This is a genomic window from Alteromonas sp. ABD4_190, assembly GCF_056160105.1.
The window spans coordinates 1459261-1472295 of sequence record NZ_JBSWWN010000001.1 but is presented as its reverse complement, the minus strand read 5'-3'; the positions used below and the strand labels follow the sequence as shown (position 1 = coordinate 1472295).

The window sequence follows — 13035 nt, the reverse complement described above, 5'->3', positions numbered from 1 at the left end:
GATACTGATTTAGCCTAATCCCAAGATTGAGGAATTACCAGCCTAGATGTCTGGTCCAGCCTATAGTGCTATTTGCAACCATTTGAATATAAGATGTTTTTTCAATCGCCTTTATACTAAAGATTGAAGAATTATTTGGAATGATAACTTGCCTGTAGTGTAACTTTAGTTCATTTTTTGCTCTAACTTTTCTTTTCATTGTGGTGATGCCCTCCCAGTCATTGAAGTCGCTGAGGGTTAAGTCGAGCACAGGAAAGTTCGCTTTCGCTATGGTATCAATCACTAAATTGTTTGTATTTTCCTCTGGCCAAAACGGTGAAATAGCCACAAACGTGTCAGGCTGTAAATTAGGCTGTGTTTCTATAGAAGACAGGTAAGTGGTAGCAAGCATACCTTGCGCGATTACCATGCGATATCCGGTTTTGTCTTGTAAATAATTATCTAAAGCGTTGAGCTGCAATGTCAGGGCTTCTGTTGCCGCTTCAAAGTTGAGGTATTGCGTCAGTTGGTTACTTCGAGGGTGAATGACTAGCGCAGTTTCAGTCGGTGACGAGGCTTCCTCTGTCAACATTTCGCTGTCCTGTTCACCACTGGTTTCGGCGTTAGACGAGCTTATGGGCATATTGAAAGGGCTTATGATGACGTTCCAGCCTTTATCAGCAAGCATGTTAGCAAGGCTATTTCCTTGCGCCAAAGTAAGGCTAGACGGAAAGGGTTCAGTAAGCACGATAGCAACACCTAAGGGAAGCGGTGTTTTTGACTCTACTTCAATGATTGGGGCTTCCATTTCGCCTATCATAAGGGCTTTTACTTCACCTGGCAGATAAGCATTTTTTACGTCCGTAAAAAAGTCGCAATGAGCCGTCATAGGCAGCAGCGAAACAATCAATGCATAGGTTAAAAGGAGAGCGTGCCTTTTCATAAAAAATGGTATGCCTTTAACTATCACCTTGATACGGACAGTTTTGCCAGCATCAAATCAGTTTATAAACGAATTCGTTCTATTAAGATTATCGGCAACGCCCTTTAAAACTAAAATAATGTTGTTTAATAAAGGCCGAGACGCATTAAGGGGCTACTCAATGCGCTCTGAAAGTGGAGGTGGGCAATACGGACTAAAAGGGATGGTGACATTAAAGTGCAGCCAATGACCAAGTATTGGGTGGGAAAAACTCAAGCTTTCTGCATGTAGCTGTAAGCGAGAGGCCATGGATAGCGCTTCTTCATGGGCATAAAGTCTGTCCCCTAAAATAGGGTGGCCTAAAGCAAGCATATGCACGCGCAGTTGATGAGAGCGACCTGTGATGGGATAAAGGGCAACTAAAGAGTAGGGCAATCCATTTTCATCATGGTTACGCTCGACAACGTCAAAACGCGTCACTGCTTTCTTACCGCGCTCGAAATCTACCATTTGCTTCGGTCTGTTCGGCCAGTCGCAAATAAGGGGAAGGTTAACTTCTCCGCTGTCTTGTTCTACATGCCCATGAACTCGGGCGAAGTAACGTTTTTTAGTTTGCCGAAGTTCAAACTGTTTCGAGATATGGCGATGGCTGTCTTTATTGAGCGCCAGCACCAAAATACCTGAAGTCGCCATGTCTAAGCGATGTACTACTGTGGCGGTGGGATAAACACGGTTCACCCGGCTGATCAGCGAGTCTCGGTGCTCTAATGCCTTTCCTGGCACGCTTAACAGCCCGCTAGGCTTGTGCGCTACCACCACATCCTCATCTTGATACAGGATATCAAGATAAGGCGTCATAGGCGGGTTATAAACAAAACTCGGGTTTGCCATTATGTACTCGTTACTTCAACGTTGTTCTTTCAGTGCTTAACATTTTGCATTTACGGGTTGTTCACCACAATACGTATTGCGTCTAGCTGAACATCTGCTTCCTGAATGACCTTATCGAGCGCATTCATTTGCGTTTCAATAAATTCAATTTCGCTATCGCGCACAGCAGGGTTGCGCTTTTGAAGATCGCGTAAGCGCTGTATTTCATCATTCAATGTGCTATGCATATCGTTAAGGGCATCATGCTGCTTTTGGTTAGCTTGCTGATGAGCAAGCTTACGCGCCTTTTCTATGGCAAGCTCAAGCGGCTGTTGCAAGGCTTTTAGAAGCTGAGCCGAGATCTTACGTCCAATTTTACGCTTAACGTCGAAGCTTAATTCAGACAGGTTTCCTTGCGCATCTAAACACACTCGCACAGGCGTTTGAGGTAAGAAGCGACCCAACTGAAGCGCTTTAGGCGCTTGCGCCTGCAGCACAAACAACGCCTCAACCCAATAAGCGCCTTTTGGCAAAGACGGCTCGGCAATGAAGCCCATGCTGCTCTTTCCGTGTACGTCGGTGAGTACTACGTCCATGGCGGTATGCACAAGTGGATGATCCCAACTTAAAAACTGCACGTTTTCTAGCGTGGTGGCAACACGGCGCTTGTAAGTAACCGTCATGCCTTCTGGGTCAAGACCTGGAAGCTGGCTCACCATCGACTCGGTTGGCATAAGAATAAAGCAGTCATTGCCTTTTTCGTCCTGCTGAACACCAATAGCATCGAATACGCGACCCATAAAGCGCGACAAATCTTGTTCGCTATCAAGGGTAATAATGTCTTCAAGCAGTTGTTCTACGCGGCCCTCTCCCGAAGCATTAAGCTCTAGAAGACGATCGCGACCGGCTTCAAGCTGCGCCACTAGCTGACTGTTTAGCGTAACACTCATGTTCACAAGCTCGTCACGGGCGCTCATATCGTCAGGGTGTAAGCAGGCGCCAATAAGCAAAGGCTTAACGTCGTCGAACACGCCAGAGCCGGTTGGACAGGTCTTCTCAAAAGCATTCAGCCCTTCGTGATACCAATCTAGTAATACGTGCTGCGCGGTTTTCGCTAAATACGGCACGTGAATTTGTACGGTTTGGGTTTGGCCAATACGGTCAAGGCGACCAATACGTTGTTCAAGCAGATCTGGCGTGATAGGCAAATCGAACAGCACCAAATGGTGAGCGAACTGGAAGTTACGACCTTCGCTACCAATTTCACTACACAGTAGAATTTGTGCGCCGTCTTCCTCATCAGCAAAATAATGGGCCGCCTTGTCGCGTTCAACAATGCTCATGCCTTCGTGGAATACACTATGGCGAATTCCGGTTTGCGTGCGAATAACCTCACCTAATTCTTGCGCTGTACGGGCGCTTGCGCAAATAAGCAGAATCTTTTCTGGCTTAACGCTTTGCATGAAATCAAGCAGCCATTCAACGCGCGGGTCTTGCTTGGTCCAGCTGTTAACCACGCTTGCCATACGTTCAGGATACAGTGAATAGGTTAAGTCACCGCCGCTCACTGCCTCTGAATAAACCTCAGGTAAAGCCAATTCATATGCACTTAGTTTACGCTCTGGGAACCCTTCGATATTGGCACGGCGGTTTCTGAACAACATGCGACCTGTACCGTGACAGTCGATAAGTTGATGCAGCAACGCATGACGATTTTCCGGCGAGCTTAAATCACCTGCATGGTCCATTACGTCAGGCGCGAATTCTGCGAGTTTGCTGCGTTGTTTGTCGTTAGGCTCGGCGTCTGAAAGTAATGGCGCTACCGCATCGGCGAGCTGGCTGTATTTCGATTCTTCATCTAAGAAAGCGTCGTAGCTATGGAAGCGGGCCGGGTCGAGCAGGCGTAAGCGTGCAAAGTGGCTTTCGTGACCAAGTTGATCAGGCGTGGCGGTAAGTAGCAATACGCCAGGCGTTTGGTTGGCTAGCGCTTCAACACATAGGTATTCGGCAGAGGGAGCTTCACTTGACCACGCAAGGTGGTGGGCTTCATCGACAACCATTAAATCCCAACCTGCGGCTTGAATTTGCTGCTGGCGTTTTTCGCTCTTACTGAGAAAGTCGATACTGCAAAGTACCAGCTGGTCGTTTTCAAATGGATTCACAGCGCTCGCGTCAGACGTTTCGTCATCTCCTAAGCCTTCACTCTTCTCTATCGCTTCGCAGCGACTTTCATCGTAAATGGCAAAAGGAAGGTTAACGCGACGAAGCATTTCAACTAACCATTGGTGCATGAGCGAGTCTGGAACCAAAATAAGCACGCGCTCTGCACGGCCTGTTTTAAGCTGCTGGTGAATAATCAACGCGGCTTCAATGGTTTTACCAAGTCCTACTTCATCGGCAAGTAATACGCGCGGTGCGTGTCTGCCGCCTACCTCTGACGCAATGTGGAGTTGGTGCGGAATAAGCGATATGCGCGCACCTGCAAGACCAATGGTGTTTGAACGTAAGTAATCGTATTGATGATCTAAAGCACGCTCGCGCAAATCGAACCATTTAGGGTTGTCTAATTGCTGACTGAACAGGCGCTTTTCAGGTTGGTTCAAGCGAATGTGGCTGTCTAGCATGGTTTCAGGTAATCGCGCTTGCGCTTTGGTGTCTTCGCGAAACCCGTGATAGATGAAAAGATCTTGGCTTTCTTCTTTTTCAGTAATGGTCATTTCCCAGCCGTCTTGGCTTTTGACCGTTTCGCCAATTTCGAATATTAGTCGGGTAAGCGGCGCGTCTTGCTTTGTGTATTTTCGCGCTTCGCCTGTTGCCGGATACAACACTTCAACTGAACGGAAGTCGCTACCAATAACGACACCTAACCCCAGCTCTATTTCTGTGTTGCTTAACCAACGCTGACCAACTGAAAATTGACTATCTGAACTCATAAATCACCAACCTATTTTTCGGGGGGCGGTATTGTACGCATTGCGTTGTGATAAGTCATTAATACTAGACCATTGGTTGTCATTTTTACTACATGGGCGAAGAGGGGGTCTGATGCATCTGAAAAAGGTTTTCAATTCCTTGAATGGCTTTTGCTGCATCATCACTCGTTGCACTGTTGATGGCTTTTATAAGCTCAGGTGCATGGTATCGTTCTAACAAGTTTAAGAACGTCTCTGTGCCAGGCGGCATACCATTATTCACTGCTTTTTGAAGTCGCTTCCATACAGTGAACAGCGACTCCTCACCTAACGTTTTTTGTTGCACCACGCTATCGATGGCGCGGTGCATTATCATCCCGCATGAATAATAAAGATTGAAGAGCCCGTTTTTATAAGCACGAGCCAGCGTTGTCTTCGCCAGCCCTTCAGTACAGCTCTCGAAAGCGCGGGTCATTCGGCTTTCAACGTAGCTATTGACGTCTTCGTAGAGGAAGTTCATGGCGATTGCCGCAAAGTAGTCGGCGTTGCCCTCGTGCAGCCAAGACTGCTCCTCGTTTTCTGATACACCTTCGGTACTGCCGGGCTGATATAAATGGGCGACTTCGTGAGCAAAGAACCAAAGTGTTTGGTTAACAAAGCTGCTGTTATCGGCCTGCTCATTTAAGTCTTGTCTGTTCCAATGCATAAATATCTGGTTAGGTAGTGTGCCGCCTTGTGTAGAGTGATCGTTTACGTTTGCATAAGAGGCAAGTAACATGGGCTTTTCGCCCTTAAGCGGATTAAGAGAATGGGAGAAAAACGCCATCATGTTGGGTATATCTTCTTCTAGCGAAGCTTTAATGTTTTCAGGAAGCCCGGGATCAATTAGGGCAACTACATCATCGGTAATAATTGGCTGTTGCCTACCCACATACACGGCTCTTCCATCATTGTTATCTGTCCACGACACGCTGCTTTTCATTACTTTGCCATTCAACACTATGTGCTCATCACTGGGAACATTGAGTGTCAGCTGCCATTTGTTATCTTCTTCAGTACAGGCATTAGCACAAGCAAACAGTCGCCCAGAGTGAAAGGCATTTCCACCATCAGAAAAAGGAGAAAATGGTGCGTAATCTTTTCCCAAGTGTTTATAGGTGGGCGTCAGTAAAAATGACACGGTAGAGAGGGGCCTGCCTGACTTCGAACGTACAAGTTCTTGGTGTTTGACGTTATCAAAGACGATTTCTATGTCGTTGTCTTGCGCGAACCAACGTGTTGTTCTTGATGTATCTGGGTTTCTAACAAAAGCCAGCGTTTTGGCTGGCGTAGTTAATGTGTAAGTGACTACCCATTTTTCAGACGTATCAGCCGTGCTTTTCTCAACCTTGATTAGAATGGTAGAAAGGGAAGAATCATTGTGCGCTTGGCTATTCGCCCATGCAACTTCAACGTTAAAGCACGCTAGTAGCGCTAACGTCATGCTTATGGCTGTTTTTATTTTTGTGATGTTAAGCCAATTCATAGCTGATCTTTCCCTGAGTGTTATTAATTTAAACGCATCCACTTTATTGGGGGTTGTGGCATTGGGTTAGCCCCCGTGTTTAATTCACCGCTTCAACAAGTACACCTTAGCGTATTTGGGTATTAAAAACGCAGTTAAAACTACGCTAACTGTCGTTAAAGTGTGAGCATTTGTTACGAACCAAGTATGCCAGTTTCTTCTTTTTATCAAAATGGGAGCGCTGTGCTATCTCATATAACGTGAAGGGACTGTTCGCCGCTTCTCACTTGCTCTAACGAAAAATAAAAAAGAAAAAACAGTGCTAAATCTCAAAAACTGGATTATGGTGGAATTAAGGGTTCGCTAATTTAACAAACGAACCTTTGAGGCAGAAAGAGTAGTACTGCTTCTCAGTCGACGCGAGTAGGGGAAGAAGTCCTGTTTCGAGCGGCATTCTCCTACAACCGTAACTGTAGCTTGTTAGCGCGTGCGTTCATAAATGAACAATACGTCTAACCTGGCTTTATTTACCGGAGTGAAGGATGCCAAAAAAAAATTCTACCGATACTAAGATTTACGTCCTCGATACCAATATTCTGCTGCACGAACCTCACGCTTTTCTCTCCTTTAAAGAACATGACGTTGTTATTCCAATGACCGTATTGGAAGAACTCGACTACATCAAAGACAGCAAAAAAGATGTGGCGCGTGATGCACGGGTATCCATTCGGGCTATGGAGGATTTACTCCACGACGCAACGCCAGAAGATATGCTAGCGGGTGTATCGATGGAAGGGTTGGGCGCGGGTCAAACGGCACCTACAGGGAGTCTATCTATATTCGCCGACCTCAACATGGTTGAGGCTCAGCAAGTGTTTACCAGCAACGAGAATGACAACCGCATTATTAACGTAGCGCTGCACTTGCAAAAGACGTTCGCGCCGCAAAAAGTGGTGTTGGTTACCAAAGACTTAAACATGCGCCTTAAAGCGAAAGGGGCAGGCCTCGCTCATGTTGAAGACTACCGCACCGACCAGCTAATTACTGACATCAAATATTTATCTCGCGGGTTTCATACCTTTGAAGGTAATTTTTGGGATAGCGTAAAAAGCGTGGATAGCCGCAGCGAAGGGCGCGACACCATTCACACTATCCCCAAGTCTATGTTGCCAGAAGCGTATGTAAACGAGTTTTTGCTCGACGAAACGAAGCAGTTTGCAGGTTTAGTAGAAGAGATCACCGACGATCATTTAGAGGTGTTGGATTTAGGTTACGAACGCTTGATGGGTCGTCACGCCTGGGGCATCACACCCAAAAATATAGGGCAGGCCATGGCGCTTCATGCGCTGCTAGACCCACACATTGACATGGTTATTCTCACAGGCCCTGCCGGTAGTGGTAAAACGCTCCTTGCGTTAGCGGCAGCCCTTGAAATGGTGGTAGAGCGTAACATGTATGACAAAATCATTGTTACGCGAAGCACGCCGGAAATTGCTGAGTCCATCGGCTTCTTGCCGGGAACGGAAGAAGAAAAAATGTTGCCTTGGTTGGCAGCAATTACTGATTCTTTGGAAGTACTTCACAAACATGACGAAAATACCAAAGGCTCTATGAACTACATCATGGAAAAAGCCAACATTCAGTACAAGTCGGTGAACTTCATGCGAGGTCGAAGCATTCAAAATGCCATAGTGATATTGGATGAGTCGCAAAACTTAACGGCATCACAGCTTAAAACCATCATCACACGTTGTGGTGAAGGAACGAAGCTGATAGTGGGCGGTAACTTGGCCCAGATTGACAGTAACTATCTGAGCGCCGTGACCTCTGGGCTTACTTACTTGGTTGAGAAGTTCAAGGACTTCTCGGGCAGTGCCACCATTAACCTAGACGGTGTAGTAAGAAGTCGACTAGCGAGCTTTGCAGAAGAAAACCTCTAGCGAGTAACTCTTCCCAAGAATTTTATTTGAAGCGCCTTAATCGAAAAGGCGCTTTTTATTTTTACATTCAGTGAAGACATACTTCCAATACCCTAAGGAGGGATAAATCCTATTACTCGACGGTTTCCACTTGATAGCGCCCGGTGACAATGTGGCGTTCGGTATCTTCAGATACTTGTCCAAATGGAATAAGTGCCGGGCCAGTTGGATCATAGAGCACGTAGGTGTCTCCCTCGTGCTGTATAGTTCTGTCATCTGCCTTAGGCGTCAATGCAATACCGAGCAAGGCATGATTTGGTAAAAATACCATGATCATTTTTGTAGAAGGTAAAAACGCGCGCACCATTGAAGACGCCAGTACTGCCTTACTATCGCAATCACCAAGGTTCTGCATAAGTACGCTTACAGGGGGCGCATAGCCAGAGCCATTACTTACTACTCTGTCTTCCAAAGTGTCGTAGGGGATACTTTGAAGCCAGCTAAGAATGAGCGAAAAATAGGCCCTAGAGTCTGACTGTGAAGCCACTTTTTCATAAAACGCTTGTGATGCTGCTACTAAAGGCTTTACCGACTCAGCAACATATCGCACGTGGTCTGGTTTTACCGCCTTTTGATTAAACAAGGTTGTAAAGCGGGTAAAGTAATGGTCTCGCAAGTACTTATCGTACTCTTGTTGCTGAATAGCTTTTAAATTGCTGAGTATTTCTTCAACTTGCGCTTCGTCTGAGCCTGTAACCTGGATATCAATAGACTCTCGTTTGGGTGTTATCTTCACACGCGCAACTTTAGGGTCTATTTTTTTTGCTTCTTTGGTTAATGCAACAATGATGTATCGCTGTGCTATTTTCGGTTTGTAATTCGCTTGCTGAGAGGGGGCTTCTTTTAATGCACTATTAGATAACTCAAAAGAAATAGATTGTCGCGTGTCATCGTTATCCAGCCATTCGTAGCTAAAATTTACCCCAGTATCCGTGTTAACTTTGCTGTATTTGAGCTGTTCGCCGTGTGCAGCAGCCACTAAACAGAGGCTAGAAAACAGCATAAGCATGCTGGCTGGTTTTACTGTGCTAAATCCGTGAAATTGAGACACGAATACATATTTTTTCAACGCATTTCTAATTACTGTCTGTGCACCGCACTTCACACTGTTTACCACATCATATCCCACATATTCATTACATTACTGAGTATGCGCACCTATGTGTAAAAAACAAGTTTATGCTGAATTTGGTCTAAGGGGATTGAGAGACGAAGCCACGTTAAGGTGTTCTTTGGATAAAACGCAGCCTTCGGCTGCTAGAAAAAATAAACCCCTCCGGAAAAAAGAGGGGTTTATCATCAATCTGAGGTGACTTATGTCGCCTATTCTTGAAACCAGTTCAACTCATCGTGAAGGCTTACTACGCTACCCACAATAATCAGTGTTGGCGGCTGAAGCTGCGCTTTTTCCTGCTTAGCCACAATGTCGTCTAGCGTACCGGTTAACACCTGCTGCTTTTCAGTGGTAGCTGACTGAACCAGCGCAATAGGTGTAGAAGCATCTAAACCGTGCTCAATCATTTTTTCGCAAATAATAGGCAAGCCTGTTAGTCCCATGTAAAACACAGCAGTTTGATTTTGTTGCGCGAGGGCAGGCCAGTTAAGGTCAATTGTGCCGTTTTTAAGGTGACCGGTGGCAAACACCACAGACTGTGCATGGTCTCTATGAGTAAGCGGAATGCCCGCATAGCTAGATGCCCCGCTTGCTGCGGTAATGCCGGGAACCACTTGAAACTCAATACCGTGCTGAATAAGGGTTTGAATTTCTTCTCCACCGCGACCAAATATGAATGGGTCGCCGCCTTTCAAGCGCACCACGCGATTACCTTTTTTCGCTTCATCAACCATTAGCTGATTAATATCGTCTTGAGGGAGCGTGTGATTGCTTTTAGCCTTACCCACATAGATTTTCTCAGCATCGCGACGCACAAGCTCAAGAATTTGTGGTGAAACTAAGCGGTCGTAAACAACAACGTCAGCTTTTTGCATTAAGCGAAGGGCGCGAAAGGTAAGTAAGTCTGGATCGCCAGGACCTGCGCCAACCAAATAAACCTGTCCCTCGACTTTTTTGTCTTCAGCGGCAGCCTGCAGCGCTAAGTCAAACGCTTCATCAGCTTTTTGGTCTTGGCCCTTTTCAACCATTTCTGCAATGTCGCCGTCAAGAACGTCCTCCCAAAAGTAGCGTCTTGCGGTAACACCGTTAAGCGTCTGTTTTACTTTTTCGCGGAATTTTTCAGAAAACGCGCCCAATCGACTTAAATTGGCCGGCAGAACAGTCTCTAATTTTTGGCGCAAATAACGCAGCAGAACTGGCGCAACACCGCCACTACTCATAGCAATGATAATAGGGGAGCGGTCAACAATAGAAGGGGTAATAAACTGGCATAGTGGCGTGTTATCTACCACATTAACCAACACTTTGTTGGCGCGAGCTAAGTCATGAATATGCTGGTTAACATCGCCCTTGTCGGTGGCAATAAACACCATGTCTTTATGGGTAAGGTCGCTATCTTCAAACTCACGTTCAATCAGCGTGACTTTCTCATTTAACGCTAGTTGTTTAACCGTGTCACAAACCCAAGGTGCAACCACGGTAATGGTTGCAGGCGTCTTCATAATAAGCTCTAGCTTACGGGCTGCCACTTCACCGGCCCCAACAATAAGGACATTGAGTTTTCTAGCGTCTAGGAATAGCGGAAAGTAATCCATAAAGGTTTTCTTAGCTTTAAATACAAAAAAAGAACTGACACTATTTTGCGCCAATTCTTTTTAATAAGAAAACAACGAAAACAGCCTTCATATTGCAATTAGTTATATAAAGGCTGAATGTGTTGCTATTTAGTTCTTACGCTTACGGTTTTCGCGATCTCCGCGATTGCCACGGTCTTCACGGTTGCCGCGAGGCGCTCTGTCGCCGCGATTACCACGATCGCCACGACCTTCTCGCTTAGCTGGTGGCGTATCAGACCATTCGCGAATATTTAAACGCTGACCCGCAACACGGGTGCCCTGCAGCGTATCGCGCGTTTCCTTTGGCATGCCATCTGGAAGGTCAACCGTGCTGAAGTTGTCATAAATTTCGATAGCGCCAATGTGCTTCGAGTTTATGTTTGCTTCATTAGCAATAGCGCCAACGATGTTACCAGGCTTAGCGCCGTGAACATGACCCACTTCAATACGGAAGCGCTGCATGCCTTCTTCTGGCTTGCGGTTACCACGTGGTACTCTTGGCTTTCTTTCGCGTCCATCACGAGAGTTTCTATCACGATTATCGCGCGGAGGCTTGCTATTGATATCTGGTCGATCCGATTCTTTAAGAATTAACGGCTCATCACCTTGCGCAATTTTAAGTAGCGCAGCCATCAAGACTTCGGGCGATGCTTCGTTTTCTTCTTTGATCATCTCAACGATTGGCATTAACGATTCAATGCTATCGTCTTGAGCAGCTTCGGCAACCGATTGTTTGAAACGGCTTAAACGTGTCTCATTGATTTCGCTGATTGAAGGAATAGGCATCGCTTCAATAGGCTGCTTAGTGGTTTTCTCGATAGAGAACAACAAGCGTTTTTCGCGGTGAGAGATAAATAGGATTGCATCACCTTGACGACCAGCACGACCAGTACGACCAATACGGTGTACGTAAGACTCACTGTCATACGGGATATCGTAGTTGATAACGTGACTTACACGCTCAACGTCAAGACCACGGGCAACTACGTCAGTAGCAACGAGGATATCAATTTTACCTTGTTTAAGCTTTTCAACAGTACGCTCACGGGCAGCCTGAGGAATATCACCGTTTAGCGGCTCTACATCGTAACCACGGGCAGACAGTTTATCTGCTAATTCAACAGTAGCTGTTTTCGTACGTACGAAAATGATCATACCGTCGAACACTTCTACTTCCATAATACGCGTTAGCGCTTCAAGTTTGTGGTGTGGTGCAATTTGGCAATAGCGCTGGCGAATAGTGCTAGCCGTACTTACCTTAGACGCAATTTTAACGTGCTTAGGGTCTTTTAAGTAACGCTGAGTAATTTTCTTAATTGGACCAGGCATAGTTGCCGAGAACAGCGCAGTTTGGCGCTCTTCTGGTGCGTGGCTAAGAATAAGTTCAACGTCATCAATAAAGCCCATGCGAAGCATTTCGTCAGCTTCGTCTAACACTAAGAACTTAAGTTCGCTTAAGTCTAGTGTTTTGCGCTTTATATGGTCGATGATACGGCCTGGTGTACCCACAACCACTTGAACGCCGCGCTTAAGCTGGCGAATTTGGTTGTCGTACGACTGACCGCCGTATACTGGAAGTACTTTAATTTTTTGACTAAAGCTCGCATAAACCTGAAACGCCTCTGCAACCTGAATAGCTAGTTCACGGGTTGGGGCCAATACCAGTAATTGCGGCTTACGTTGCTCAGGATCGATATTTGCCAACATAGGCAGGGCAAACGCAGCGGTTTTTCCTGTCCCTGTCTGTGCCTGACCGAGTAAATCGTGCCCTTCAAGAATAAGAGGAATACTCTCAGCCTGAATAGGAGACGGTTTCTCGTAGCCAACTTTTTCAAGGGCTTGTAAGATTGGTTCTGGTAAATTGAGGTCTTTAAATGTCATGTCGACAGTTGTTGTCATTAAGGGTCCTGGTGCATTAAGTAAGGAGGGTGCGGCATACGACTAAACCGTACTTTTTCGGTTTATTATCGCAAGACGCTATACAGCGTTGAACTGGCCTGTCCGGCGAGTTAATGAAGCGTATTCTTAGCGTATTTCGCGATATGCTTGCCAGCAGTGTTGCAAAAAACCGTATTATATTCGAATAATGGACAGGTTGCCACGAAATTGCACAAATTCGATGAAATAATAAGCAGTTTA

General features: G+C 46.0%; 8 protein-coding genes. 1 reads left to right on the top strand and 7 read right to left on the bottom strand.

Annotated features, from left to right (window positions below):
* Positions 1-34 precede the first annotated feature (34 nt).
* The 4 genes from ACXAFM_RS06420 to ACXAFM_RS06405 all read right to left on the bottom strand — a co-directional run bounded on the left by ACXAFM_RS06420 (position 35) and on the right by ACXAFM_RS06405 (position 6208).
* Positions 35-922, bottom strand: coding sequence for a DUF3530 family protein (locus ACXAFM_RS06420; RefSeq protein ID WP_474827938.1), 888 nt, complete (start codon positions 920-922; stop codon positions 35-37).
* A gap of 153 nt (positions 923-1075) precedes the next feature.
* The gene (gene rluA / locus ACXAFM_RS06415; protein WP_474833846.1) at positions 1076-1792 is read right to left on the bottom strand and encodes a bifunctional tRNA pseudouridine(32) synthase/23S rRNA pseudouridine(746) synthase RluA; all 717 of its coding nucleotides are present in this window, start codon (positions 1790-1792) and stop codon (positions 1076-1078) included.
* A gap of 50 nt (positions 1793-1842) precedes the next feature.
* Positions 1843-4704, bottom strand: a complete 2862-nt coding sequence (gene rapA, locus ACXAFM_RS06410; protein WP_474833844.1) for an RNA polymerase-associated protein RapA — start codon at positions 4702-4704, stop codon at positions 1843-1845.
* Positions 4705-4792: 88 nt separating this feature from the next.
* A complete protein-coding gene (locus ACXAFM_RS06405) occupies positions 4793-6208 on the bottom strand; it encodes a gluzincin family metallopeptidase (RefSeq protein ID WP_474833842.1) in 1416 nt (471 codons plus the stop codon).
* A gap of 521 nt (positions 6209-6729) precedes the next feature.
* Between ACXAFM_RS06405 and ACXAFM_RS06400 the strand changes: the two genes are divergently transcribed.
* Positions 6730-8127, top strand: coding sequence for a PhoH family protein (locus ACXAFM_RS06400; protein ID WP_474808821.1), 1398 nt, complete (start codon positions 6730-6732; stop codon positions 8125-8127).
* A gap of 112 nt (positions 8128-8239) precedes the next feature.
* Here ACXAFM_RS06400 and ACXAFM_RS06395 read toward each other — a convergent pair whose 3' ends face one another.
* From ACXAFM_RS06395 to ACXAFM_RS06385, 3 genes are all read right to left on the bottom strand, one after another.
* A complete protein-coding gene (locus ACXAFM_RS06395; RefSeq protein WP_474827929.1) occupies positions 8240-9283 on the bottom strand; it encodes a hypothetical protein in 1044 nt (347 codons plus the stop codon).
* 206 nt (positions 9284-9489) lie between these two features.
* Entirely contained in the window at positions 9490-10875 is a 1386-nt protein-coding gene (gene cysG / locus ACXAFM_RS06390) for a siroheme synthase CysG (RefSeq protein ID WP_474827927.1), read from the bottom strand.
* Between the two features lie 129 nt (positions 10876-11004).
* Positions 11005-12795 (bottom strand): DEAD/DEAH box helicase, encoded by a 1791-nt coding sequence (locus ACXAFM_RS06385; RefSeq protein WP_474827925.1) that lies wholly within the window; start codon positions 12793-12795, stop codon positions 11005-11007.
* Positions 12796-13035: the final 240 nt, after the last annotated feature.

Excerpts from the sequence above, each read along its gene's own strand:
- rluA (WP_474833846.1), bottom strand. The coding sequence starts at position 1,792 with ATGGCAAACCCGAGTTTTGTTTATAACCCGCCTATGACGCCTTATCTT.
- cysG (WP_474827927.1), bottom strand. The coding sequence starts at position 10,875 with ATGGATTACTTTCCGCTATTCCTAGACGCTAGAAAACTCAATGTCCTT.
- rapA (WP_474833844.1), bottom strand. The coding sequence starts at position 4,704 with ATGAGTTCAGATAGTCAATTTTCAGTTGGTCAGCGTTGGTTAAGCAAC.
- ACXAFM_RS06420 (WP_474827938.1), bottom strand. The coding sequence starts at position 922 with ATGAAAAGGCACGCTCTCCTTTTAACCTATGCATTGATTGTTTCGCTG.
- ACXAFM_RS06400 (WP_474808821.1), top strand. The coding sequence starts at position 6,730 with ATGCCAAAAAAAAATTCTACCGATACTAAGATTTACGTCCTCGATACC.
- ACXAFM_RS06385 (WP_474827925.1), bottom strand. The coding sequence starts at position 12,795 with ATGACAACAACTGTCGACATGACATTTAAAGACCTCAATTTACCAGAA.
- ACXAFM_RS06405 (WP_474833842.1), bottom strand. The coding sequence starts at position 6,208 with ATGAATTGGCTTAACATCACAAAAATAAAAACAGCCATAAGCATGACG.